Here is a 25,030-nt window from a genome sequence, read left to right on the forward strand (position 1 = left end):
AAGTGGATACCTTAGGGTGAAGCAGCTACATCATCCACCAGCAACACCTGCTGGCCATCACCGAACCTTGAAATGACGACATCCCTCGGTGTTTGCATTGTAGTTTACTTTACGCAACGGTTGGCTATGGTAGCACTTCCGCCTTTTTATATTCGCGAAATTAACAGCCAACGGATGTAACTAAATTTTGGGTTATTTGCATTCCAGGGTTGGAATATTGTCTTTAACCTGAATAGCCGCCGAGCCGTTTCGTGCAAAAGGTGGTTGGGATTTCGGTCGATAAGCTCCCGCCTCTCACGCTTTACTTATTGTCATAAGTAAAGCTAACTGCTATCTTTATTTTATCCAAACAGTAAAGAGGCTAGAGGCATGGCCAAGATCAGCTCCAAGAACCAAATCACCCTCCCTGCTGCCCAGCGTGAAGCCATCGGCGTTAAAGCCGGCGATGAAGTGGAAATATTCGCCGTGGGCGATCAGATCAACATCGTTAAGAAGGTGGCCGGAGCTGCCAAAGGGATGTTGAGCGGCGTTAAAGCCAAGGCTGCGATCAGTGACAAACAGTCGATGGAGTCGGCGCTGTCGTGATCAGTATCGATACCAATGTGTTGCTGCGCTACTTGCTGGCTGATGATGCCAAGCAAGCGGAACAGGCCGCGCAGCTGATCAGCGGATCTGAGCAGGTATTGGTGACGGACATTGTGTTGGTTGAAACCCTATGGACGCTACGGGGCGTGAAATATCAGCTGACTAAGCCGCAACTGATCGAGGTGGTTAAGACGCTGTTCAAAGAGCCAAATATCCGTTTTGAGGATGGGCAGGCAACTTGGGTGGCGCTGGATCAGTACCACCAAACCAAGGGCGCTGACTTTGCTGGTGCGTTGATCGTCAACAAGGCCAAACTGATTGCCAACAAACTCGGTGAAGCCTACGGCGGCACATACACTTTTGATAAGGCGGCACAGAAATTAAGCGGGGCGAAGGCTCCCGGCAACAAGTGATTTTGGAATAGAGACTATCTGCCACCAAGGCGTCCAACCAATCCCCTCTTCTGATCTCGACTGCTCAAACAGACAGTTCCAACCACTTGCTGTTTTTGGCTCAGCTATGCTGAGGTCGTTGTTCCAACCTCAGATTACAAATAGACAATTTTTTCGGAGCAAGCCGACAACAGGCCTTCCGCTGCGCTAAGTCGGCGCCCTTCCGACTCGATCTCCAATAAAGCACGCCGCGGCCTGCTTGCTGTCGGGGGTGGGGAGGGTGGGCACAATCTATGGCTCATCGGCCTCAGATGAGGACCCACTATGGCGCCGCCAACAGGCGCGCGCCCTGCGTACCCCGGCAGCGAACAGCACCAGAAGCAAGGGCGCTGTCCAGAACAGTACGGGGTTGTAGAACCATTCGGCGACTCGCTCCAACATAAGGCCTAGGGCTCCGGTGCGCGAAAAAAGCGAGGAAAGAACGCTCCTACCCGACGTTGATACTGGCGGTATTCATCATCAAAGATACGCAGCATACGCCTCTCCTCAAAGTAACCACCCACAAACATATAGGTGGTATACATGGCACAGTAGACAATATTATTCAGTGATGGCCCGCTGGTGAGCAGGAAAATCCACCCTGCCACCATCATCGGGTGGCGCACCCATCCATACACCCCGCTGACTTCGAGACGTTGGGAGCCAAACAACGCCGGCCTCTCCTCGGCCTCCGGAGGCACTTTGCCCCAGATCCCCTGTAGCCCGCGCCAGGCCTGCTTCAAACCCAGAAACTCCAGGTAATCGCTCTGCAGGAAGGCGGCATACAGCAGGGCAATGGAGCCCAGATGGAGCACGATCAGGCTTTGCCATAACCACTCGGGATAGGCCACCAGCCAAACGTCGTGCGCGCTGTTTCGCGCCCAGTGAATGGTCGCCACCCCATAATAGAGCGCCCAGTAACTGAGACCGCAATAGATGAGTCGCCAAAAATGGTCAACGAAATAGCGGCTCGTGCAGCGCGCCAACCCCCTTTTGAAGGGTTCCTGAGCCCCCACCGAATGGAGCAATCCAAACAATGTAAACGCGACTAATGAGGCACCATAGCCATTAAGCAAGGAGGGTTCCATCATAGGATTAACGGGCCGCAGGGTTTACCTGATCTCGTAAGCCTCTATTGCGGCCTTCAGATCATCGAACTCCTCACACCCAAAGGTGCAGATGTCGTCGAGTCGGTTCAGGCGTTCCCTGGCTTTTTCCAACTCGTCGGTTTGCAAGTAAAGCTCCCCCAGGTACTCGTTGGCACCGCGATGGTCCGGGTCAATAGCCAGCGCTTTGTTATAGGCGCCAAGAGCATCGCCATAGCGGTATAGTTTTCGATTGCTGAAACCGATGTAATTCCACGCATCGGCGTTATCCGGTTCAGCCTCCACCACACTACCAAACAGTGAAAGCGCCTTTTCATAATGGGCGACCTTTATCGCCTGTATGCCCATCTCGTAGTCAACACTCTTGCGCTGGGTTGACGAGCTACTCGAGCCCGCCGCCATCGCCGTCGATACAAAAGCAACACTCACAATAAAAGCAATTACGCCCCTTCTCACCATGACAGAATCCTCCCAGGTATCACTCGCAGGCTGTTTGAGTATAGTACCCGTCTGATCGAAGACGCTGCCCTGGGGCCGCCAGCACCGTCGGTTGAAGCGCACCAGCAACCCGCTACCCCCCCGGCTACCGCAGTACGCACCGGCGCAGCCAGCCAAAAAACCCGCAGCACAGTTTGGCCACAAACAGTCGCACCCGCAGCCTTATTGACTAATTTATCGCGAAAATAACGTAATCATGTCTATTGCATCGCAATATACGGGAAATAAGACCATTCGGCCTTGGGTAAACTATTGCCCCCAATTCGGGCACCGGACCTGGTTACGGCTACCTGAATTTCTACCCATAAAAATAAATTGAAACCAAAGAGGAAGCCCCCACGTGATCACACTGACCTTTTTGATATACCTCGCCGGCATGTTGGCGATCGGTATCGTCGCCTATCGCCGTACCCAGAACCTGTCAGACTATGTACTTGGCGGGCGCAATCTCGGCCCCATGCCCAGCGCCCTCTCCGCCGGCGCCTCGGATATGAGCGGATGGTTACTGCTGGGACTTCCCGGCTACGCCATGTCCGCCGGCTACGGTGCGTTCTGGCTGGCCGGTGGACTGCTCATCGGTACCTGGCTTAACTGGCTGCTTGTGGCCCAACGCCTGCGCGTCTACTCCCAATATGCGGATGACGCCTTGACCCTGCCCGCCTTCTTTGAAAAACGCTTTCAAGACAGCAACCACAGCCTGCGGGTCATCTCGGCCATTTTCGTCCTGGTCTTCTTCCTTTTCTATACCAGCTCGGGCCTGGTGGCAGGCGGCAAGCTGTTTGAAACGGTATTCGGTTTCGATTATCAGCTGGCCGTCATCGTCGGCGCCATCGCTGTCATCTCCTACACCCTGTTCGGTGGTTATCTGGCCGTATCCTGGACCGACGTAGTGCAGGGCCTGCTAATGGCCGCCGCGCTGATTATCGTGCCACTGATCGCCATGGGTGAAGTGGGCGGAATGTCGGCGACCTGGGCGGCAATGGAGGCTAAAAATCCTGAACTACTCGACGCCTTTACCAATGCCGACGGCACCAGTATTACCCTGATCGGCACCCTCTCCCTGCTCGGGTGGGGACTGGGTTACTTCGGTCAGCCGCATATTCTCGCGCGCTTCAAGGGCATCACCTCCAAAGATGACGTTCCCACCGCGCGCCGCATCGCCGTGATATGGAGCGGCCTGACAATGACCGGAGCCTGCCTGGTAGGATTCGCCGCCACGGGGTATCTTGACGCACCACTGGGCGACACCGAAACCGTCTTTATGGTACTGGTGGATGCGTTGTTCCACCCGGTCATCGCAGGTATTCTTCTGGCGGCCATTCTGGCGGCTGTCATGAGCACCGCCGACTCCCAGCTACTGGTTTCATCGTCCGCCCTGGCGGAAGACTTCTACAAGACACTGTTCAACCAGAAAGCCAGCCAAAAGCAGCTGGTGATGGTCGGTCGTATCGCCGTGGTGGTTATCGCGTTGATCGCGACATTCCTGGCCATGGACAAAAACTCCAAGGTGCTGGAACTGGTCTCCTATGCCTGGGCGGGCTTTGGTGCCGCCTTCGGTCCTGCGCTAATACTGTCCCTGTACTGGAAGCGAATGAACAAGGTCGGCGCACTGGCTGGCATCATCGTTGGCGGAATCACCGTAGTGGTGTGGAAGCAGCTCTCCGGTGGCTGGTTCGATGTCTACGAGATCATTCCGGGCATTCTCTTCGCCCTGGTGGCTATCGTCATTGCGAGCCTGGCAACGGCTCCACCCTCTGATTCAGTCGTAACCACCTTTGAGGAGGTGGATGCGATGATCAAGGATGACACCCCCTCGCCCGCAGTAAGCGCTACCTCTTAACTCCCTCATGGAAAACCACAGCCCCTCCCGTTTCCGGGAGGGGCTGCTCGGCACTCCCAAAGCCTCCGCCTAACCACCGGCCGCATCACAAATAATGAGACATTGCCTGCAAAATAATTAAATCCCTCTCCACCCGCTACACCGCCCCTCCGGCAACCATACCCCTTTCCCCAGCCGACTCCTGCGGCCTCGCCGCTCTGGTTTGCATCTAAAGCGCTCCGGTCACGATCGGCGACAATTAACCCCAAGCCTCCGATATCCCTGCGCCACACGCCTGTCGCCTTTTAATGTGCCCACAAAGGCTACGTTATATGATAGTTACTCACCAAGCGCGGCAGGTACCGATACAGCACCGCCCACCGAAGCCAGAACCGATACCGGGTGCCATCCCCTCCATTTAGAGCCGATTCTAGAGCTAGACTTTTGATAGAGCGAATTTTATGCTCTATAGGCTTGCTACGTTATTTCTCGACCCCATCAGGGTCGGGACTGAAACCCGAGGCACTCAACCAGTCCAATAACAATAAGTTGATTCGCAGGAGATAGCGAGATGAGCGACATCCTCTATGTAAAAACACCCAAGGGCATCGAAGCCGTTGCACAACGAAGTCATGAGGTGTCCGCCCGCGCCCGACAACTATTGATCTTGATCGACGGCAAGCGTGATCTGGAAGCACTGACGGCTCAGGTCCCCGGAGACCGCATGAAAGAGGCGTTTGAGCAGCTGCTCGCGGGGGGCTTTATCACGCCACTGAATCAAGAGGAACAACCATCCGGTATCGGCTCAGCGCTGAAGCGATCGGCCCCCTCCGACGCACCCAAGCCCAAAGATGACAACGAACGCATAGAGATGGCTCGTAATTTCATGGTGAACACGACCCGCACCTTTATCGGCTACACCGGCGAGCCGCTCATAGAGGAGATCGAGGCGTGCAGATCAATCGCTGAGCTGCAAGCGCTGTTCGACAAGTGGCGCGAGGCGATCAAGGTGAACCCCGAAGGCTCACAGCGCATGAGCGAGCTGGAGCCGCGACTGGCAGCACTGATCTCCTGATTCATCGGGGTATTTGCCCAGACACTCCTACGGGGACAACAACACCAAGGCGGCGCCCAACCTGCGAGTAGAGGAGGACCTCTCCCGACGTAAAAAGATGGCTACAACCAGAGATTAAAAAAAGCGGGTATATCCACCGGCGCCTCTTGGCCAGCACAGAAAACGGCGGCTACTTTATATGCTTCATCGATTTCTGGAACCACAAGAGCAGCATCGGATCTCCCTCAACACGCACTGTCTTATCCTGAATAGCACGCATAAAGGCATTTTTATCTTTACCGGTGGCCATCGACCGAAGGATCGAAAACCCCTCCTGGGGGGACACAAAACGAATCGTCATATCAGCCTCGACCAGCTCGCCAGCACTGGTTAACGCCTGGTTTTTAAAACACAGGTAGCGACTGATCACCGGCTGGTCGCTGGTAAACTGAATCGTTTTCTCTACTCCGTTCAGGTATTCGCGCATCGACTCGTTACGACCTATAGCCCGTTTGTAGGCCACAGAGATCAACCACAACAGCAATCGAAATTTCATTGGAATCCTTAAGGGTAAGACTGAACAGCGTCGGAGAATATCACCCTGTCCAAACGGTTGGAAGTGGAGGCCCGTGTCACTCCGGGCCTACCACCACCTTCGCGTAACTTTCTCGCTCCATATCCTCAACCGCCACGGTCAGGGAAACGCCTTTAAGACCCAAACCCGTCAACGCCGAAAGTACCGATTCGGACAGCGCTTTTCGCTGTACCAGCGTACGCCCCGACAAGATACGCAGGGTGACATGGACAAACGACTGTGGCTGAACTCCGCTACGAAAATACTGATAAGCGATCGCTCTTGATTTGATCGCGTGTTCCTCAAAAAGCGCGCTGTTAATGGCCCCGGCGTGAACGCTGTCCACCAACACTCCGGGGTCAACGTTCGCTGCCAGCTCCTGCGAATACTCGATAATACAATGGGGCATCGGGGCATCTCTTTATGGCTTGTAGGCAGAAGAGAGCTGCCGCCTCTCCTGTGGTGAAAGAGGGATTGTATACGGGGGTCTACTCTTGATCCAGCCAAAGCCCCTGGCGCAGACGCTGATCCATGACTCCCAGCAACCTGGCCTCATCAATGGGGCGCGAGATCTTGAAACCTTGCCCCAGGGGGCAGCCTTGTTCCCGCAGGAACTCCGCCTGCTCCCCATGCTCGATACCTTCGGCGACCACCTCCATATGCAACTGTTTGGCCATCGACAGGATGCTGCATACCAGCAGCGCGTCTTTTGAATTGTGGGGCACGTTGGCGACAAAGGCACGGTCAATTTTCAATACATCCACCGGCAACTGACGCAGGTAGGCCAGCGATGAGTAACCGGTACCAAAGTCATCGATGGCGATGGTCACCCCCATCTTCGCCAGTCTGGACATCTGCGCAGCTACGGCGCTCATATCCTTCACCAACAAGCTTTCGGTCAGCTCAAACTCCAGCTGCCCGGGAGATAGTTTCTGTCGTGCTAACTGTTGTTCAACGAAGGCGGTGAGGCGTTTATCGAGAAATAGCTCCGGGTTCATATTGACCGCCAGCTTCAGGTTAAGCCGGGTGTGGCGACACACCCTGGCAAGTAACTCGAGGCCGTGTTCGATCACCCAAAAGCCAACGGCAATATTGTGCTCACCATTTTCCAGGTCTCGCAAGAACGCTGCGGGGGAGAGCAAACCCTGCTGCGGATGCTGCCAGCGAATCAGCGCTTCAAAGCCGGTCAGGTGGCCACTACCGAGGGATATCTGGGGTTGCAAGTGCAGGCAAAACTGCTGCTGTTCGACGGCCACTCGTAACTCGCGCTCCATCGCCACGCGGTTTTCGACACTGTGCGTCATCTGCTTGTCAAAAATGCAAAACGCATTCTTCCCTCGCGCCTTGGCTTCGTGCATCGCGGTATCGGCTTGTTTGATCAACTCCTCGGCGTTGCCCGGCTGCTCGCTACTGGCAAAGGTCACACCCAGACTGGCGGCGATCACAAACGACTGGTCGAGCAGTTGTAGGGGTTGTCTTATCTCATCCAGCAGTGAAGATACTATTTTAAGAATACGCTCTCTGGATTCAGCATTGGGCAAGATAACAACAAACACATCACCGCCAAAACGGCCCACCATATCGCTCTCGCGCAGGGTGTTGGCGAGGCGTTGGGAAAGCGAGACCAGCAGGTTATCGCCAATCTCATGACCCAGGCTGTTATTGATACGTTTAAAATCATCCAGGTCCAGCAGTATTACCGCCAACAGGCTATGATCCGACGCCTGCGCCTGCAACGACTCGTTCAGAAACTGCAACAACAGGTTACGATTTGGCAAACCGGTGAGCGGGTCGAATAACGCCATATTTTCCAGCTGCACGGTACGGTGTCTTACCTCCTGGGTGAGGGCTTCCAACTGATCTGCCAACTCAATTCCGGCATCTTCCAGCTGGTTAAGCTCATCGCCAAGACGCCCTCTCTCCTTGCGCAGTAGTGCCCTGGTGTCATCAAACTTTTGGTAGGCCAACATCGGCATCGCCTGCGCCAAATCGTTGAGACGGCGAATGGGCGCACTGTAGGCGAGGTAACCAATAATCTGTCCCACCAGCAAAATCCCCAACGCCAAAACAGAGACCTGCCACAGGTACTGGTTCAGCGCCCGCTCCTGCTCCGAAACATCATCAACAAAAAGAAGGTGTCCCGATACCCCGTCATTACCCAGGGGTTGCGACCAGATCCGATAGTAATGGTCGTTGAGGTCAATCGTATGACTCGACGCACTGATCTCTTTCAAGCTAAATTGTGAGCTTGCCTCGTATAAAAGAGGCTCCAGCTGGGTGCGATTCGAGAGCGACTGAACCCGCGCCGACCAACCACCAAACTGAGTCAGGTCGTCCTCTATCAGTAGGGCGATATCTACATTATGGATTTCACGCAACGAAATCACCGGCTGGATCAGGGAGGAGGCGATCACCAGCACCCGCTCATCCCTGCCCGCCCAGTGTGCGGGCAGGGCCGTGTAATGCAGGCACCGAGTTTCGCAACGAACACCCTCAACCGGCGACAGGGTGCGTAACACCTCGGTCACACCCTGACTCCACTCGAACAACGGGGGCGCCCCCCAACTCGCGAGGATGCTGCCCTGGGTATCCAATAGCCAGGCATACTCGAAGTCATTACGCAGGGCGTTATTTTCCCAGAACGCCGTAAACGCATTCTTCATACTGATGCTGTTTTGTTGCAGCTCGGGGTCACGCCCCCGGTCCAGAAAAGATTCCAGCGAACGGATGATGTTCTCGCTATTAAGACGAAAGACACGCTCAATGTTGCTCCGCTGCTCTTCCACCCGGCTGTTCTGGTTCTGGCGCTGATAGCTATCAAACCAAAACAGGGTCAGGGCGGTCAGGCTACCGAGAAGCGCCAACAGCAGCAGCGTATAGAGCACCAGTGATTTCCATCGCAGACTCATAAAACGCATATCTACTCCCGGTAGCATTAAAACCAGTAAGAGAGTTGCAGGGCGAACAGGCTCCAGTATTTGGAGTCGTTCGTTTGCGTATCCGAAAACAGTTGCGGGGCGATCCAGGCGGTGCCGGTGATGTAGTGATATTCACCGCGCAGCATCCAGTCGTCACCACCCTGCCAGCTGACCCCGGCGGTCAGATCCCGTGCGTAGGCGAAGTAGTCGGGCTGCCCGGTGGTTTTCTCACGGTCGTGACCGTCGCGGTCGGAGGTGTCGAGATAGCGCGCATCGTAACGCATCATCAGGCGCACCTCGGGGGTCAGGTCGTAGAGACCCTGCAGGTAAAATCCATCGCTGTTGATAGTGTCACTGAAGTCAGGGGCAAAGAGTCCGTTAAATTCGAAACGGTCGAAAATATATTCGGCGGTCCACTCCCAGCGCTCGGTGCGGTACTGTGCCGACAGAATCGTTTCCCATACCCTTGAGTCACCCGACAACGCTTGCGTCGGGTCGCTACTATCATAATCGACCTTGGAGTAGAGGCTGCTCACCCCCAGCTTCCAGCGCTCCTGCTCCTCGGTGAAATAGAGACTACCCTGGGCGACGTAATCCTCATCGAGACTGCCTTTGGCATTGGGTCCGATAACCCAATCAATGGTGTCATCATCGATGTCGGTGCGGCCACCACTCAGCTGCCAGTCAAGAGTACCCGCATCGCTGAAATGCACCCCAAACAGGCTCGCACCATCGGTATTCAGGGTTATATCCCGATAGATATCCCAGTACACAGACTGCGGCGGAATAATGCCGGGCTGGGCCGAAGGCACGTCACGGGTGTCCCGGTAGAGTCCATGGGCATTTTTATAGCGCCCCAGCATCAGGTTAACTTCACCTTGCAGGTAATTGAGCAGGCTGTAATCCAGCAACAGGTAATCGAGCCGGCCACCTTCACGATAACGATTGCCACCGTTGAGATACATCGCCTGCCCCGCCACGCGCACACGTTCGGTGACCTGTACCGACCCGTTCAGCGCCGCGCTCGAAAGCTTTCCGGTCCAACCCGAATCATCATCGATGTAGCCATTGTGATCGGTATAGATCAGCCCCTGGGAGACAAACCCGTGCACTACTAACTCCTCCGCCACAACAAAGGAGGGAAGCAGGACAAGGGCGGCAATCCAGCTGCGCCCGAACCTAGCGAACGCTAATCGTCTTGATCTGAGTATCCACATAGTCCTTTCTCGCAAAACCGATGGCGCCGGGTGTCGATGCCACTTTGCCAACCAACTCGTCCTCACTGGCCACCTGTTGTGGCGCTGTACCAAAACCGGAATAGAGCAAGCGCTGCCAGCTGCGCTCCAGCTGATAACAATACAACCGCATTTGCTCCCTGCAGAACGCCTGTTGCAGAGGGTGGGATGCGGGTAGTACGAACAGGGTGATGCGCTCGCCGGACGGCCAGAAGTTCTGCCTGCTGGTGAAGATCGCTTTCAGCTGCTGAAACGAGAGTTCGGCAACGGGCACCGCGGGATTAGCAATAATCCGGGTCTGCTCGGCATGGAGATAGCCGCATCGAGTTAACAGCACCAACAGCATGATCAACCGCAGGCTGCGCCAAATTTCGAGCATTTACATCCTTTTCGTCTGCAACAACAAAACTGAATGGAGGGGGCTCGTTAAAAACTATACCAATACAGGGCCCTTATCCCGTTTTCAGCGTCTATTTGTGACCGAGGTAGAGTTATAGATGCAAAAGTAGCGGGCGGCGGCACGACGGCTGTGTTCGCGGGACCAGCAAAGCGGTCGCCCCCCTCTATCGGTGGGCAGAAGCAGGGGCCAGGACAGCCCCGTTACACCTCGATCCGATATCCTGCGCGAGGGAAATGCACGCAAACGGTTCCAACCTGATCCGTTGTGCGCGTTATTGATAGGGTGTCCGCATCGGCGCTACAGACCATGCCCTCTGTACGCTGCTCACCGCTGTCCACATCCGGGCCAATCGACACCCTAGTGCCTGGCGTTAATCCTTGCGGGTCATTCTGTGTAATCGGGTCAACGGTAACAGGGTCTGAGCTTTGTGCTAACGCCAGCGCATCTTCTGCTGCGAGGGGGGTAGACCTGCCATGACCGATTGCGTTTACGCTTTTTTCCCAACGCTCGAGGTGTGGAAATTCAGAAAATAGTGGCGCGCCTCCGTCCCAACGACCCCGTAAGAACCAGACCACGTGATAACACTGCGCATCAATGGCCGCAGGATCAGGGCCGAGCAAAAATGTACGACCATCGCTGAGCGTATTGTTGAGCCAGCCCAGTGGCGCGCGCAGCTGGGCGACAAGATGGGGCAACTGAGCGTTGGCTTGCTTTAACCGTTCCGCCCAATCTTCGCCAAGATAGAGAAGCCCGCGATCTTTTGCAAAATCCGCGGGTAGATTGTCGCCAGCGGCACCCAGAACGATCTTAACCCCCAGATTAAAGAGCTCGCCATCGGTCCAGCGGCTAAGACACCACAGCAACCCCGCGTTGGCCGATGGCATAAAAGTCGGTGACGGATAACGTCGTTCCAGTTCACGGATAATACATTGGCTATCGCAGTAGATGTCTGCCCCAATTTGCATAACCGGTGTACGTCTATAGCCACCGGTAAGCGCCGTAAGTAGCGGTTTGGGGGGCAATCGCGGTATCTCCACATCGTGCCAGGCAAGCCCCTTAATACCCAATGCCACACGCACTTTTTCAGCGACCGGGGATTGTGGATAGTTGTGCAATATAATATCTGAAGCGCTAGCTGACACGATGAATCTCCCTGTTTTGGTGTCTAGAGTCTATCCGGTCACCCGCCCTTTGGGTACTCCCCCAAAGATCAGTACTTTCAACTCATGAGGACTACTCACAGCCCTTGTGATACCCATTTTCTTTGGGTCGGTGGCGCAATCGATACCGATAATAATCATAGTCACTCCTTAACGATCTATAGCTACTATAGAGACTGATCTATGCTGCAAGTAAAACAGGTTCCAGCCTTTCTTTTTCCATCCCCTCGCTAAGCAATGAGTAACATTTCCCTCACAGCCACTCACGCCGCCCACCCACTCGACAATACCTCAGCCTGCTTCAACACCAACTCCACCGCCTCCGGTGCCTGATCGGGCGGATACTTGTATCGCTGTAGCGTGCGCCTCACGAGGATGCGTAGCTTGGCGCGAACGCTCTCGCGTACCTGCCAGTCAACGGTGGTGGATTTGCGCAGCTTGTCGGTGATCTCGACGGCGATCTTTTTGAGGATTTCATCACCCAGCTGGCGTACGGCGCTTTCGTTGTTGGCCAGCGCATCGTAGAAGGCGATCTCGTCGGGATTGAGTCCCAGTGCGGCTTCGCGGGCCATCTCCTCCTGGAACTGCTTGGCCATGGCGATCAGCTCTTCGATCACCTGAGCGGTTTCGATGCCTCGGTTGTTGTACTTGCGCAGTGTCTCTTGCAGACGCTCGGCGTACTTCTTCTCCTGCACTACGTTGTTACGGGTCTTGGCGTGGATGTCGTCTTTCAGCAGTTTTTCCAGCAGTTCGACGGCCAGGTTCTTGTAGGGCATCTGGCGCACGTCTTCTAGGAACTCTTCCGACAGCAGGCCGATATTGGGCTTGTCGAGACCGCAGAGGGCGAATACGTCAGCAACGCCTTCCGCCACCACGGCATTGTCGAGGATCTGCTTGAGGGCCGAGTTCTTCTCCTCCTCCGTCAGCTTGCGGTCCACGCTAGTGTGCTTGGTGATCGCGGCTTTCACTGCCGACAGGAAGGCGATCTCTTTGTGGTATTCGCGTGCGGCATCCAGCGTGCTGCAGAGCGAATACGCCTTGGTCAGCGCCAGCACGGTATCGAGGAAGCGCTTCTTGCCGTCCTCCAGGCCGAGGATGTAGTTGGCCGAGGGGACCAGCAGTTTGTGAGCCTCCGTCTCAAACCCGCTGTAGTCGAAACCATCACCTTTCGGCCCCTTGGCGAACATGCCGTGGATGACATCGAGCTTCTCCAACAGAATGGCGAATGCCTCTTCGGCGCTGTGGGTCGGTGCCCCTTTGCCTTTGGAGTCGGTGTAGGTTTTGAGTGCCTGCTTCAGCTCGTTAGCGATGCCGATGTAGTCCACCACCAAACCACCGGGCTTGTTCTTGAACACCCGATTGACGCGGGCGATAGCCTGCATCAGGTTGTGGCCCTTCATCGGCTTGTCGACGTACATGGTATGACAGCAGGGTGCATCAAAGCCGGTCAGCCACATGTCGCGTACGATCACCAGCTTCAGTGGATCGTTCACATCCTTGAAGCGCTTCTCCAGTCGCTTCTTGGTTTGCTTGTTGTAGATATGGGGCTGCAGCAGCGGCTTGTCCGATGCTGAGCCGGTCATCACGATCTTGATCGCGCCTTTCTCGGGATCGGTGTCATGCCACTCGGGGCGTAGCTCGACGATGGCGTTGTAGAGCTGTGCGCAGATATCGCGGCTCATGGCGACGATCATCGCCTTACCGTCCATGCTGGCGGTGCGAGTCTCGAAGTGCTCGACCAGGTCCTCGGCGACCTGCTTCAGGCGCGGATCGGCCCCCACCAGTTTCTCCAACCGGCTCCATTCGCCCTTGGTCTTTTCGCGGGAGCTGACGTCTTCCTCATCCTCAACCATCTCATCGACCTGTTCCGAGAGCTGCTCGATCTCGGCATGGTTGAGATCCAGTTTGGCCAGACGCGATTCGTAGTAGATCGGCACCGTCGCGCCGTCTTCGACCGCATCCTGAATGTCGTAGATGGAAACGTAATCACCAAACACCGCACGGGTGTCCTTGTCCTCGCTGGCGATGGGCGTGCCGGTAAAACCGATAAAGGCGGCATTGGGCAGCGCATCGCGCATATGTTTGGCGTAGCCGAACTTGTAGCTGCCGTCCTGCTTCAGCGTGGCCTTCAGTCCGTACTGGCTGCGGTGGGCTTCATCAGAGATCACCACAATGTTGTGGCGCGCGTTGAGAGTCGGGTGATGGTTCTCCTCAGCCAGCAGTGCGAACTTCTGCACCGTGGTGAAGATGATGCCGCCGGATTCGCGCTCGGCCAGCAGTTGGCGAAGCTTGTCACGATCATCCGCCTGTACCGGCGTCTGCCGCAGCAGCTCTTTGGAGTCGGTAAAGGTCTTGAACAGCTGGCCGTCGAGGTCGTTACGGTCCGTCACCACGATCAGGGTCGGGTTGTTCATCGCCGGCTGCTGCAGCAACTTACCGGCATAGCAGCACATGGAGATACTCTTGCCCGAGCCCTGAGTATGCCAAACCACACCGGCCTTTTTGCTTCCCGGCACCACTTCGCTGTTGTAGGTGGCCCGCCGTTCGGCAACACCGTTCATCTCCTCGGAAGCGATCACCGTGGCCCTGACCGCCTCGCGCACGGCATGGAACTGGTGATAACCGGCGATCTTCTTGATCAGCTTGTCGGCGTCGGTCTCGAACAGCACAAAGTAACGGATGTAATCGAGCAGCAGCTCACGGTCGAAGAAGCCGCGCACCAGCGTCTCCAGTTGCCACTCCAGCAGCGGTTTGTCGTCTTCGTGCTTGATGGTGCGCCAGGGCATGAAGCGCTCCTGATTCGCCGTCAGCGAGCCGACACGAGCGGTATAGCCATCGCTGACCACCAAGGCTTCGTTGTATACGAACAGATCGGAGACCTCATCCTTGTAGGTCTGAATCTGGTTAAAGGCATCCCAAATGTCGGCGTTCTCTGCCGAGGGGCTTTTCAGCTCCAGCACCGCGATGGGCAGGCCGTTGATAAAGCAGATCACGTCGGGGCGGCGCAGCTGTTTACTGCCGGCAATGGTGAACTGATTGATAGCGCGGAAGCGGTTACTGTCGATGTTATCGAAGTCGATCAGCAGCGCGTGGTCGTGTACCACACGCTCCTCCCTCTCACCTTGGGAGAGGGCCGGGGTGAGGGTCTTGTACTCGACCGGCACGCCCTCCAGCAGCAGGCGATGAAAAGCGCGGTTGCTCACCACCACATCAAGACTCTCCGGCTTCAGTACCTGAGCGATGGCCTGCTCAATGGCACTATCGGGCAGGTGCCGATTGATGCGGCGAATACCCGCTTCCAGATCAGCCAGTAGCAAAACCTGATTGTAGTTCTGCCGCTCTGGCGTCGGTCCATCATGGGCGATGTCTGGCCCGTGGGCGATCTCCCAGCCGTTCTCGGCAAACCACTCCAGGCAGAGCTGTTCCAGCTGATCTTCGTTCATGCGTTTACTCCCTCTTCGGTGGAATCCTTGAGCAAAACAAAGTGCTCAACCAGACGAATCATTAGCTCCTTCTGGTCCGGCAGGCTTTCGGCTACCAGCAGCGCCAGGGCGACCAGAGTATTGTCGTTGATCAGCTGCTCAACCGGTTTGGCCAGCAGGTGCTGATTCAGCCGCAGATACCACAGGAACAGAAACGAGCCTGTCCGCTTGTTGCCATCGGCCAACGGGTGATTCGTGGCAGCTCCAGCGCATCCCTGCGCCCGCTGCATACCGTACATCCTGTACATAACTACAAAATACAACAGGTGCGCAGCACGGCTGGCCACATTGGGGTAGAACAGCTCGTCACCAAAGCCCTGTTCGATGGTCGCCAGCGCGGAGGCCAGGCCATCGCCCCGCAGCTTGCCGAACAACTCGGTCGCTTCACCCTTGGCGATCAGGGTCTGCTGCAGCTGGGCAATGGCGGTCAGTACCTCCTCCAGCCCCAGGGACTGCATCTGGTTCTGTCTAACGCCGACATCGGTCAGGCTCTGCTCGTCATAGCCCTGCAGCAGACTCCAGGAGCGGGCGTAGTCGCGGATCACATCCACCACCGCCTCCCCCGCAGGTGCCAGCAGTTGCTGGTTGCTCAGGGTGCGGGACAGCAGTGCCACCGCCTGTTCGAACTCGATTCCACGCTCAGTCAGACGCTGCTGATTGAGGGTGTAGCCCTGCACCAGATGCTGTTTGAGCACGCCAGTAGCCCATTGGCGAAACTGTGTAGCGCGCATGGAGTTGACGCGATACCCGACCGAGATGATCGCGTCCAGACTGTAATGCTTGGTGCGATACCGCTGACCATGGTCGGCCATGTGTTCCAAAATGGAACATGTGGCCTGCTCGTCCAGCTCACCACTTTTGAAAATATTGCTTAAGTGCTTGGTGATGGCCGGGCGCTTAGTGCCAAACAGCTCGGCCATCTGCGCCTGACTGAGCCAGACGGTCTCTTGCTCCAATGCCACCTCAAGCCGAGCCTCTCCGTCACTGGAAGTGAAGATCTGGATCTTCGGGTCACTCATGGTTGGCCTCTCTGTTCTCATCGCGACTTGTCAAGCCTGAAAGCAGATCCAACATCGCCTTCTGTGGCCAGAGGCAGCCCTGGCCTTTCACCGTGCGCGGTGTTTGCGCCATCCACGCGCCCTGGCGGTAGCCGGTGATCTCGGCGACGTTGATGTTGTCGTAGTGCAATGCAAGCTCTATGTCCTGACCCATCCGGTTGAGCGTGCCTTGAACCGAGCGGTTGCACTGAGTGTCGATCTGCAACGGTCGCAAATGACGCTGTGCCGCATCAAGCTGCCCTTGTTTCGCGCCGCACTTGAGCAGTGTGTTCATCAGCGCATCCACAAAGCGGTCGTTCAGCTCGGCAAAGTCCGGTTTGGTCAGCGCAGGTAGTAACAGCGGAAAGCGGGTCCCATCGTGTACCAGCAGCACACAGTTGCGTCGCTGATAGGTCACCCGATTACCGTGCCAGCCGCTGAGCGGATTGGCATCCATAGGCTCTGCATCAAACAGCCAGGCGCTGCGTGGCGTCGATGGCAGCTGCCCCTGTTGATCCACAGGCAGGCGCTCGAACAGCTTGCGCGTGGCGTGGAGCTGTATCATTGGATTACCTCGGCTGAACAGAACAAAGTACTACCCAACAACAATCCAATAGCCACCAACGCCATACCGATGGGCAATGAAAATTCGAGAATAAACCAGCGCCAGCGTTGGCTAGCTTGTAGCATATCAAAGCCAGTTTCATACCTTTGTAATGCTGCCTCGATATGAGCTCCTTTATTGGATAGCTCTTCAATACGCTGCTTAATCAGATTTACAGCTGGCGGGATGTTTTTTGCGGAGGCACCGTCAAAATCAAGTTTATGCTCGTTCGCTAAATCACTGTCGAGGTACTGCTTGGTGTTTTCCATCCACCAGCCCGACAAAGTAGCTTGCTCTGGGCTATCAGCTCCAGCTTCCCCCTGTTCGCCATCGTTCCAGATTGTATCGTTCTTCGGCTTCGGCAAAACCATACCGGTCAAGCGAAGGCGCCATTCGCAGAACTTATCCCAACCGCTCCATAGAAAGTGCACAAACAAATAGCCAACACCGATCAACAACAGCCAATCAATAGCCGTCGACTTGATGCCCTTTAGTTTGATACCAACAAAGGATGACGCCTCTAAGTCGATCCCTGTGGCTGCGAGCTTGTAGGTCAAGACTACGGCGCATAGCGCTATTAAGTTGCGCCGGATTCGCAGCGTGTTCTCATCAAAAACCTGCATGAAAGGCTCGGCGAACCATCTCTTCTTGTCCGCAACTAGGTCCTGCCATAGCTTTTCTGAACTCACTCAGCCACCTCGACACTAGGCGGCTCCGATTTCAGCTGCCGGTTTATTTTCTGCAGCGGCTTCTGCAGGGCGCTTTCCAGCTTGGTCATATGCTCCACCAACCACTGGATCATCTCCGGCCAGTTGGCTTTGTCGTAACCATCGACTGGCTTGCTGTACTGGATGCGGCAGGCTTTCTTGTTGGGCAGGGGTGACCAGGCCAGCGCATCGCCAAAGGCGGCTTCAATGGCCTCTTTTTGCGCGGCCAGGTGGTTGAACACGATGGTGTTCACCTCCGCCTCGCTGCGCTGCAGGCTGAACTCCACCCGGATCTCGTTTTTGCCAAAGATCAGGTTGTAGGGCATGGAGCGGAGGCCAGACCCCGCGCTGAGCCAATGATCTTTTGAGGGGCTGATGTTGTTGTAGAGGCTGCAGGAGCTATGGCTGAAGGCATCCAGCGCCTGTTCCCAGAACGCAAGCCGCAGGGTATGGCGCTGCTTCTGCTCGGTGTCGGCGCTTTTCTCTTCCGCCTCTTTGGCCACCATGCCGATCATAAAGTCGGAGGATTCCGGCGTCGGTATGATCTGCTCGACGCTCAGGAACTGCTCGGAACCGGACTGAAACGGAGTGGCCTTGAAGCACTGGCAGGCGATGCCGAACTGGCTCAGCCAGAGCACGGTGTTGGTCACTTCCTTGCGGTAGCGGGCTGCCACAAAGATCAGGCGCTGGGTCTTGATGCGGTTGATCTGGGCGGCTTCCAGCCCGTCCACATCGAGGAACTCGATCAGGTTGTCAACGGCATTGGCGGCGGGCTGGCCGCTCTCCTGCGCCTTCTGGTTGAGGTAGCGCTGGTAGATGTCGACCACTTGTTGTTTGCTGAGGTTGGCGCAGTAGCTGGCGTACTTGAGTGCCTGCCAGACCACATCGCGACCGGTGTCATCGAGTTTGTTTTCGATGATCACCAGATTGCCCTCCTTGCCCAGCGCTAACAGGTCTAGGCGTTCGCGGGTATCGTCGAATCCGTCGAACTCCTTCTGGATGATCAGCAGCTCGTCGCCTTCGCCTTGCGCCAGCGCCTGGGGGCAGTTTTCCAACCACTCCTGCAAGTGTTTGCGCTCGGTAAAGCCCAGCTCGCCAAAGCGCTTAGCTTCCAGCGGCGCGATACGGTTCTGCTGCGGATCGATCTTAAACATGGGCTACGTCCTGTAACTGGGTTTGCGCTTCGGGAAGAGTAAGTTCGCCGGAGAGGAGCTTGGGGAGCAGCGTGTCTCTCATCTCGGAAAGAATTCGCGACTGACGTACCAACGACTCAATCTGGAGATACAAGCCACTAACTTTCGCTGAGTAAAGCTCGATTACATCCGGTGCCGGAACAACTGCGGGGATAGCCTTGAAGTTCTTCTTACTGATCTCGGCGAATGTTGTGCCACTTGCTCGCCCTTTGATCTCATCCATCCGAGATTCGCACCACTGAAGAACATACTCCGGCGTGAGGCGTTTATCGCACTTCATCGCTATGTAGCCTTGGTTGACCGCAACAGGGGTCTTTGCCAAGGCTAGATAACCAACGGGAGCACGGGAAGACATCAGAACTGTATCCACGGGCAGCAGCCCCGAACTGATCTTGGCCAAGCCCACAGGGGTGATCTTTCGCTCGGTATCGATTAGCACTTTGTCATTCAGGCTGGAGAGGTCCTTCGGAGTCGTCCAGTGGATGTCACCGCCTTCCCAGAAATCGGGATTCTTGGTGGATGGGGTGCCACCACCAACAACTGTAACCTCGTCTCCGATCTGGCTGACCTCCCACCCCTCCGGAATGAGGCGGCCCGCCCCTGGGCCGCCCCCTGCGGGCGCACCCTGTGCGTCCAAATTCGTTCCCGACGAATTTGTCTCCCCCAACTCACTCTCCTGCAACGCGGCAGGGAACAGCGCAGCGGTGGCTTGGAGTTCGGCGTACTGCTCGGGCTGTTCGGCGGCCATCTGGGCGAGTGGGTCGGGAGCGCCTGCGGCGGATGCGTCAGCATCAGGTAGAAAGCGCCCACTGATCACCCGCATGGCGGCCAGTTCACTGGCTATTGCTCCTGCATAGCCAGCACTCCCGACATCCCTGTCGGTCGCGGCCAGTATCTCCTCCTCCGTGACGTCGGGGTGCTCTTGCAGATAGTGCTGACGCGCGGCGATCTTGGCCTTGACCGGTTCGAAATCGACAAACCAGCTCTTGAAGATCGCCTGCGCCATCTGTTCGAGGGTTTGGTTGATTTGGTGGTTGTTACGGATTTTGCTGTCGAGAGTGCCGAGTGTACTCGCGATGTTTTCTTGCTCATCCAATGGAGGTAGGACAATGCTCAGTGTTCTCTGAGAAGTTATGGGAACCTGATTTCTCGTCGTTTGGCTCATCACTGCGGCCAGTTGGTTCTGGAAATCTCGGCCAGAAAAAAATGCCGCTAAGTAACGTGGTAATAGCCTCGTGGTATCTAGGCGGTAGTGAGTTAAAGAGGTTCCAATCAGAACGCGCTCCTGAAGTTCAGGAACTATCGCCACCCTTCCTACCGTTGCATTGTGTGAGAGCAAAACATCCCCTGACTCGATAAAGCCAAAGGTAAACTTGTTCGCCTTTTCTTCATCTAGACGAGGCGCGGCATCTAGGTCGATATTGCCTGCATCGTCTAGAAGTTTGGCTGTGAGGAAAGGCACCCCTTCATCACCAAATTCAGCCGCACGAGGGTACTTTGAGCCATGGTTACCGTCTTTCTGTATTTTGATGGTACCGTTTTCGATCAATGATCTAATGGTCACACGTGGCCATTCAGCACTCATACCCCAGCCCCCCCAGATTGCGCTTGATCGCCGCTTCCAGTCGGTCACTCTCGTCAAACTGCGCTTTGAGCTGCTCGCTCAACCGCGCCATCTTTTCGGCAAAGGGTTCACCGTCGTCCTCCTGATCCGGTGCGCCCACATAACGACCCGGCGTCAGCACGAAGTCGTGCTTGGCGACCTCCTGAAAGTCCACCGAGGCGCAGAAGCCGGGCACGTCTTCATAGTCTTTGCCTTGCTGGCCGCTCTCGGCCATCCCTGGCCTACGCGGCACTTGGGCTCCTGCCCGGCGCCATGCATGGAAGGTGTCGGCCACCTTGCGGATATCGTCGGCGGTGAAGTCGCGCAGCACGCGGTCCTTCATGTAGCCGAGGCTGCGGGCGTCGATAAAGAGGACTTCACCCTTGCGGTTGCGCTTACCGGACACGGCTCCTGCCTGTCCTTTATCCTTGGTCAGGAACCAGATACAGGCGGGGATCTGGGTATTGGTAAACAGCTGTCCCGGCAGGGCCACCATGCACTCAACAAGATCCTCTTCGATCAGCCGCTTACGGATCTCGCCCTCGTTGTTGGTATTGGAACTCATGGAACCGTTGGCCAGTAGCAACGCCATGCTGCCGGTGGGGGCGAGGTGGTGGAGCATGTGCTGTATCCAGCCGAAGTTGGCATTGCCCTTGGGCGGGGTGCCGTACTGCCAGCGCACGTCGTCGGCCAGCGATTCGCTCCACCAGTCCTTGATGTTGAACGGCGGGTTGGCCATCACGAAGTCGGCGCGCAGGTCCGGGTGCTGGTCGTCGAGGAAACTATCGGCGTTCTTCTTGCCGAAGTTGAAGTCGATGCCACGGATTGCCATGTTCATGGCCGCCAGCTTCCAGGTGGTGGGGTTGGACTCCTGGCCGTAGACGGAGATGTGCTTGCGCTGCTCGGCAGGGTCGTAATGCTGCTCGACGGCATGCTCCTCGATGAACTTGTCAGAGGAGACGAAGAAGCCGCCCGAACCCATCGCTGGGTCGTAGACGCGCCCGCTGTAGGGTTCCAGCATCTCGACGATCAGGGTGACAATGCTCTTCGGGGTGTAATACTGGCCACCCTGCTTGCCTTCGGCGAGGGCGAACTGGCCGAGGAAGTATTCGTAGACGTGGCCGAGGATGTCCTTGCTGTGCAGGTTGAGGGCTTGGCCCTTGAACACCGGGTTGGAGAAGGAGGTATCGGAGAAGGAGTTGATCAGGCCGATCAGCTTGTCGTTATCCAACTGGTACTGGCTGATGCGGTTGAGGATGCCCTTGAGCTTGGCGTTGCTCTTCTCGATCTCTTCCAGCGCGTTGTCGATCAGCCAGGAGACGGAGCGCAGCTTCACCTCATGACCGGCATCGTCTTTCCACAGCACCGAGCCGACCGGCAGGATCGCTTTCTCTTTCAGCGTGCTCCAGCGGGCGTGTTTGGGCACCCAGAAGATATTGGCTTCGGCGTAGTAGTCCTGCTGCTCCAGCTCCTCACGCAGCGCCTCTTGATATTCGTCATCGCTATCGTAGTCTTCCCGCGGCAGGTAGTAGAGGTTGTCGTCATCGGCCTGATGAAACAGCTCCAGCAGCTGCTGCTGGCGTTCCTCAAAGGCATCGGAGACGTACTTGAGGAAGATCAGCCCCAACACGATGTGCTTGTAGTTGGCAGCGTCGAGGTTGGCGCGCAGCTTATCGGCGGCTTTCCAGAGTTTGTCGTCCAGTTCCTTCAGAAACTGCTGTTCGGTGGCGTTCATAGGACTCCTGTTACCTCAATTGCAAACATGCCTGCCAACTTTAAAGTCTGACACGATCGTACGCATCGCAAGAAGAGAACAATAGTACCTGCCAACGGCCACAGGGCATACCAGCCAGATCAATAGAACGAGCCCTCAGTGCTCGCCGCCCCCGCAGGAACGAGGTGGTCACCTTCGGCTAGCGGCGCGACAGTCGCGCCCGGTACCTTTTGATCGCCGGGCTCCAGCGTTGCTCGATATAGCGGTCCCGTTCGGCTTCGCTGTAAAACAGGTAGCAGCTAATCCCCCCGCTTTCATCGTCCTCCTCCAGCAGGGCGCATTCATTCACCAGCACACAGGGCTCGCCGGCGACGGTCAGCCCTTTGGTGATAGAGCCCCCCTCACCCCGCAGTACCACTTCATGCCGGGTGAGTTCTGGCTCGGAGTGCTCGATGCGCCGGGGTTCTACCGGCTGCTGCGTCCGTGGGTCCGGCTCCTTATTCATGGTTCCTCCATCGAGGATTCATCCTGACTCAAGCTTAACGAGCGATCCGTTGCCGATGTAGACTGTACAAAGACTCAGGTCGCCTGAGGCGACAGGTGCATGGCTACCCCGAAGCATCAGGGTAGCCATGCAGGGAGTTATCCTCCCCGCATGGCTGAGGGCAACCCCGGCTCAGCCACTCCACCACTGCTGGCGATCCTGCAGGGTTTTGATCAGCGCCCGCTCGAACCACTGCTCTGCGTTCTCTCCGCGCTGGCGTAAGCCCTGTACCGTGACCCCGCTGCGTTCGATCCAATAGAGGATCGCCTCGCCATTGGTGCGAGCGTCACTGCCGGGGGCTAACAACGCCACCAAATGATTGCCCTGCACCACCTCCAGGCGGTGCGCCAGGCGTTGGGCCAGGTGACGATGACTCCGTTTTCGCTCCATCTCCCGTTGCGCGGCCTGCCAGAGTTGATCTGCCAATTTAGTGTTCATGGCTCACCTCCCCTGCTGCCGAGGTCGATTCCAGAGTGCTGGCCAACAGCCGCTCGAAGGCAGACCCATCCTGACGGGTCAGGTTGGGAACGTAGCGCGAGTAGACCCGGAACAGCATCTCGGTGTTGGCATGCCCCATTTGGCGAGCGATCCACTCCGGGCTCTCACCGCTGGCCAGCCACAACGTGGCGGCTGTATGGCGGGTCTGGTAGGGACGGCGCGGCTCCAGTTCGAGATAACGCAGCAGCGGATACCACACCCGCCGGGTGATGTTGTTGTGGCTGATCGGGTTACCGTTGCGATTGCAGAACACGTAGTCGTGAGCACCGGTGGCATCGCGCTGGCGCAGCAACGCCTCGTACACCGGCTGGGCCATGGCGATCTCGCGTTGGCTGCCGTCGGTTTTGGTGTACTCCTTACGGCCATTGACGATGGTTTCGCGCACCAGAATCTGGCGCTTGTCGAAATCCACAAAACGCCACTGTAGCCCGTCGATCTCGCCGGTGCGCATGCCGGTAAAGAAGCGGACACAGTAGTAGTCGCGAAAGTCGGGGCGCACGGTATCGAGAATCAGGTTGATCTCCTCCAGGGTGAAGGGGTCAATATCACTCTTCTGTACCTTGAGTTGCTTGATCCCCCGGTAGGGTGAGGTAAACTCGAAACGGTCGGCTGCTTCATTCAAGATCATCCTCAACACTTTCATGTGTCGATTGATGTGCCACGCGGATAGACCTTTGCCGTTTTTGCGCACGACTTTGGCGAGCTGGGCGCGAAACTGCAGTAGATCTGCCTTGGTGATGTGGTCGACCCCTTTTTCCCCGAACGCCTGTAGCAACCGGCGGTCGATCACGCCGCGAATGCTAGCCCGGTAAGATTCGCGCCAGGCAACATGGGCTTCGTCGTACCAGGTTTCAACAAAGTCGGCGAACAGGGGGGCTTGAGCGAAGTGCCTCGCTACCAGGCTATTCTGCTGCCTCAGCTTTTGCGCCATAGGGCTTGCACGAAAATATTTGGCGTAGTCGAACTGACCCAACACCATCTCCGCTTCCATGCGCTTAAGCATCGTTTCCAGCTTGCGACGGTTGTTTGGGGAATCGTCCAGTAACGTTTGCTCCCTGCAGCGATGATTCTGAAAACGAAAATCGATAAACAGTTTATTGGTTTCTTTCCGCACGCGAACCTTACCCATGGCACCGCCCTCCATTCGCCATGGGGATACCGATCGCCTCTTCGGAATACTGCCCGATATCGCGCTGAATGGTTTCCCATATATAGAGAATCTTGCGCCCGCCAAACGGACGAATGTAGTGAACCCCCTCCAGCAATACGGAGTCCTTCAGGCGCTCCCGAATTGTGCGACTGTCGTACTTAATGCGCTCCGAAAGCTCCTGAGTGGTGAGATATGTTTGTTTCATAGCAATAACCTCTAGCGTGTGATTTATGGTCAAAAGAAACCAAAATGATTTCTTGCTAAATATTATAAGGCGCTAAAAAACTACAGCTTTCGGGGCTAATTTCTGAATAAATAATCCCTGTTTCAGGTGAATGATTTTCACTCGGATTTAGCAATAGTCAGGGTGTTTGCCGATAGGAAAGGCCCCAGGAATATACTGAAAAGGCGGCCACACATAGTGGGAATATTGTTCGGGTCGCTTCACAACTATGGTTTCGCTAAAGCGCCATATTGGGAATTCTGGCTGACAGGGAAGTATTAAGTCATCGACGACTAAGAGCTTGTCCGTTGAGACTCAAGGGGGACTGGCTTAGAACAGGGCAATGGTCATTTTCGGGGAGGTAAGATTTCTGGCGTCGCAACCCGGTCTCAAATTGGTCTCAATTTGGTCCCAGGCAAAAAAAACGGCCTAGCGAAATTCGCTAAGCCGTTGATTTGTATGGCGCACCCTAGAGGATAAATCCCAACGGCTTGG

At 56.2% G+C, this 25,030-nt stretch carries 24 protein-coding genes; 4 read left to right on the forward strand and 20 right to left on the reverse strand.

Annotated elements, in window-relative coordinates; all coding sequences use genetic code 11:
- Positions 1–369 precede the first annotated feature (369 nt).
- Entirely contained in the window at positions 370–585 is a 216-nt protein-coding gene (locus ACP3PW_RS03635) for an AbrB/MazE/SpoVT family DNA-binding domain-containing protein (RefSeq protein WP_426415304.1), read from the forward strand.
- Positions 582–998 carry a PIN domain-containing protein gene (locus ACP3PW_RS03640; RefSeq protein WP_426415305.1) on the forward strand — a complete coding sequence of 139 codons (417 nt, stop codon included), beginning with the start codon at positions 582–584 and terminating at the stop codon, positions 996–998. The genes ACP3PW_RS03635 and ACP3PW_RS03640 overlap by 4 nt, the downstream gene beginning before the upstream one ends.
- 425 nt (positions 999–1,423) lie before the next feature.
- Here ACP3PW_RS03640 and ACP3PW_RS03645 read toward each other — a convergent pair whose 3' ends face one another.
- A complete protein-coding gene (locus tag ACP3PW_RS03645; RefSeq protein ID WP_426415306.1) occupies positions 1,424–2,107 on the reverse strand; it encodes a methyltransferase family protein in 684 nt (227 codons plus the stop codon).
- Between the two features lie 21 nt (positions 2,108–2,128).
- Positions 2,129–2,581: a tetratricopeptide repeat protein gene (locus tag ACP3PW_RS03650; protein ID WP_426415307.1), complete on the reverse strand. Its 453-nt coding sequence runs from the start codon at positions 2,579–2,581 to the stop codon at positions 2,129–2,131.
- 379 nt (positions 2,582–2,960) lie between these two features.
- On the opposite strand from ACP3PW_RS03650, the gene putP reads away from it, so the two are divergent.
- Positions 2,961–4,460, forward strand: a complete 1,500-nt coding sequence (putP, locus tag ACP3PW_RS03655; protein WP_426415308.1) for a sodium/proline symporter PutP — start codon at positions 2,961–2,963, stop codon at positions 4,458–4,460.
- A 550-nt stretch (positions 4,461–5,010) separates the two neighbouring features.
- Complete coding sequence (locus ACP3PW_RS03660; RefSeq protein WP_426415309.1) at positions 5,011–5,514, forward strand: hypothetical protein; 504 nt, start codon at positions 5,011–5,013, stop codon at positions 5,512–5,514.
- 169 nt (positions 5,515–5,683) lie between these two features.
- Here ACP3PW_RS03660 and ACP3PW_RS03665 read toward each other — a convergent pair whose 3' ends face one another.
- From ACP3PW_RS03665 to ACP3PW_RS03750, 18 genes are all read right to left on the reverse strand, one after another.
- Complete coding sequence (locus ACP3PW_RS03665; RefSeq protein ID WP_426415310.1) at positions 5,684–6,049, reverse strand: hypothetical protein; 366 nt, start codon at positions 6,047–6,049, stop codon at positions 5,684–5,686.
- A gap of 76 nt (positions 6,050–6,125) precedes the next feature.
- Positions 6,126–6,476 (reverse strand): 5-carboxymethyl-2-hydroxymuconate Delta-isomerase, encoded by a 351-nt coding sequence (locus ACP3PW_RS03670; protein WP_426415311.1) that lies wholly within the window; start codon positions 6,474–6,476, stop codon positions 6,126–6,128.
- Positions 6,477–6,555: 79 nt separating this feature from the next.
- Positions 6,556–8,985: a putative bifunctional diguanylate cyclase/phosphodiesterase gene (locus ACP3PW_RS03675; RefSeq protein WP_426415312.1), complete on the reverse strand. Its 2,430-nt coding sequence runs from the start codon at positions 8,983–8,985 to the stop codon at positions 6,556–6,558.
- 17 nt (positions 8,986–9,002) lie between these two features.
- Positions 9,003–10,097 carry a hypothetical protein gene (locus ACP3PW_RS03680; RefSeq protein ID WP_426415313.1) on the reverse strand — a complete coding sequence of 365 codons (1,095 nt, stop codon included), beginning with the start codon at positions 10,095–10,097 and terminating at the stop codon, positions 9,003–9,005.
- Between the two features lie 67 nt (positions 10,098–10,164).
- Complete coding sequence (locus tag ACP3PW_RS03685) at positions 10,165–10,599, reverse strand: hypothetical protein (protein WP_426415314.1); 435 nt, start codon at positions 10,597–10,599, stop codon at positions 10,165–10,167.
- 221 nt (positions 10,600–10,820) lie between these two features.
- Positions 10,821–11,762, reverse strand: a complete 942-nt coding sequence (locus ACP3PW_RS03690) for a glutathione S-transferase family protein (RefSeq protein ID WP_426415315.1) — start codon at positions 11,760–11,762, stop codon at positions 10,821–10,823.
- Between the two features lie 30 nt (positions 11,763–11,792).
- Entirely contained in the window at positions 11,793–11,921 is a 129-nt protein-coding gene (locus ACP3PW_RS03695; protein WP_426415316.1) for a hypothetical protein, read from the reverse strand.
- 122 nt (positions 11,922–12,043) lie between these two features.
- A complete protein-coding gene (locus ACP3PW_RS03700; RefSeq protein ID WP_426415317.1) occupies positions 12,044–15,223 on the reverse strand; it encodes a type I restriction endonuclease subunit R in 3,180 nt (1,059 codons plus the stop codon).
- Positions 15,220–16,281 carry a RhuM family protein gene (gene rhuM / locus ACP3PW_RS03705; protein ID WP_426415318.1) on the reverse strand — a complete coding sequence of 354 codons (1,062 nt, stop codon included), beginning with the start codon at positions 16,279–16,281 and terminating at the stop codon, positions 15,220–15,222. Before rhuM ends, ACP3PW_RS03700 begins: the two co-directional genes overlap by 4 nt.
- A complete protein-coding gene (locus ACP3PW_RS03710) occupies positions 16,274–16,864 on the reverse strand; it encodes a DUF6933 domain-containing protein (protein WP_426415319.1) in 591 nt (196 codons plus the stop codon). Before ACP3PW_RS03710 ends, rhuM begins: the two co-directional genes overlap by 8 nt.
- Positions 16,861–17,592, reverse strand: a complete 732-nt coding sequence (locus ACP3PW_RS03715; RefSeq protein WP_426415320.1) for a hypothetical protein — start codon at positions 17,590–17,592, stop codon at positions 16,861–16,863. Before ACP3PW_RS03715 ends, ACP3PW_RS03710 begins: the two co-directional genes overlap by 4 nt.
- The gene (locus ACP3PW_RS03720; protein WP_426415321.1) at positions 17,589–18,764 is read right to left on the reverse strand and encodes a DUF4268 domain-containing protein; all 1,176 of its coding nucleotides are present in this window, start codon (positions 18,762–18,764) and stop codon (positions 17,589–17,591) included. The genes ACP3PW_RS03715 and ACP3PW_RS03720 overlap by 4 nt, the downstream gene beginning before the upstream one ends.
- Positions 18,757–20,388, reverse strand: a complete 1,632-nt coding sequence (locus ACP3PW_RS03725; protein WP_426415322.1) for a restriction endonuclease subunit S — start codon at positions 20,386–20,388, stop codon at positions 18,757–18,759. The genes ACP3PW_RS03720 and ACP3PW_RS03725 overlap by 8 nt, the downstream gene beginning before the upstream one ends.
- Positions 20,378–22,141, reverse strand: coding sequence for a type I restriction-modification system subunit M (locus ACP3PW_RS03730; RefSeq protein WP_426415323.1), 1,764 nt, complete (start codon positions 22,139–22,141; stop codon positions 20,378–20,380). Before ACP3PW_RS03730 ends, ACP3PW_RS03725 begins: the two co-directional genes overlap by 11 nt.
- Positions 22,142–22,319: 178 nt before the next feature.
- Positions 22,320–22,625, reverse strand: coding sequence for a hypothetical protein (locus tag ACP3PW_RS03735; protein WP_426415324.1), 306 nt, complete (start codon positions 22,623–22,625; stop codon positions 22,320–22,322).
- Between the two features lie 171 nt (positions 22,626–22,796).
- Complete coding sequence (locus ACP3PW_RS03740) at positions 22,797–23,102, reverse strand: hypothetical protein (RefSeq protein ID WP_426415325.1); 306 nt, start codon at positions 23,100–23,102, stop codon at positions 22,797–22,799.
- Positions 23,092–24,291 (reverse strand): tyrosine-type recombinase/integrase, encoded by a 1,200-nt coding sequence (locus ACP3PW_RS03745; protein WP_426415326.1) that lies wholly within the window; start codon positions 24,289–24,291, stop codon positions 23,092–23,094. The genes ACP3PW_RS03740 and ACP3PW_RS03745 overlap by 11 nt, the downstream gene beginning before the upstream one ends.
- A complete protein-coding gene (locus tag ACP3PW_RS03750) occupies positions 24,284–24,517 on the reverse strand; it encodes a hypothetical protein (RefSeq protein WP_426415327.1) in 234 nt (77 codons plus the stop codon). Before ACP3PW_RS03750 ends, ACP3PW_RS03745 begins: the two co-directional genes overlap by 8 nt.
- Positions 24,518–25,030 lie beyond the last annotated feature (513 nt).

The organism is Aestuariirhabdus sp. LZHN29, from assembly GCF_049985285.1.
In the GTDB taxonomy this organism is placed as follows: Bacteria; Pseudomonadota; Gammaproteobacteria; order Pseudomonadales; family Aestuariirhabdaceae; genus Aestuariirhabdus.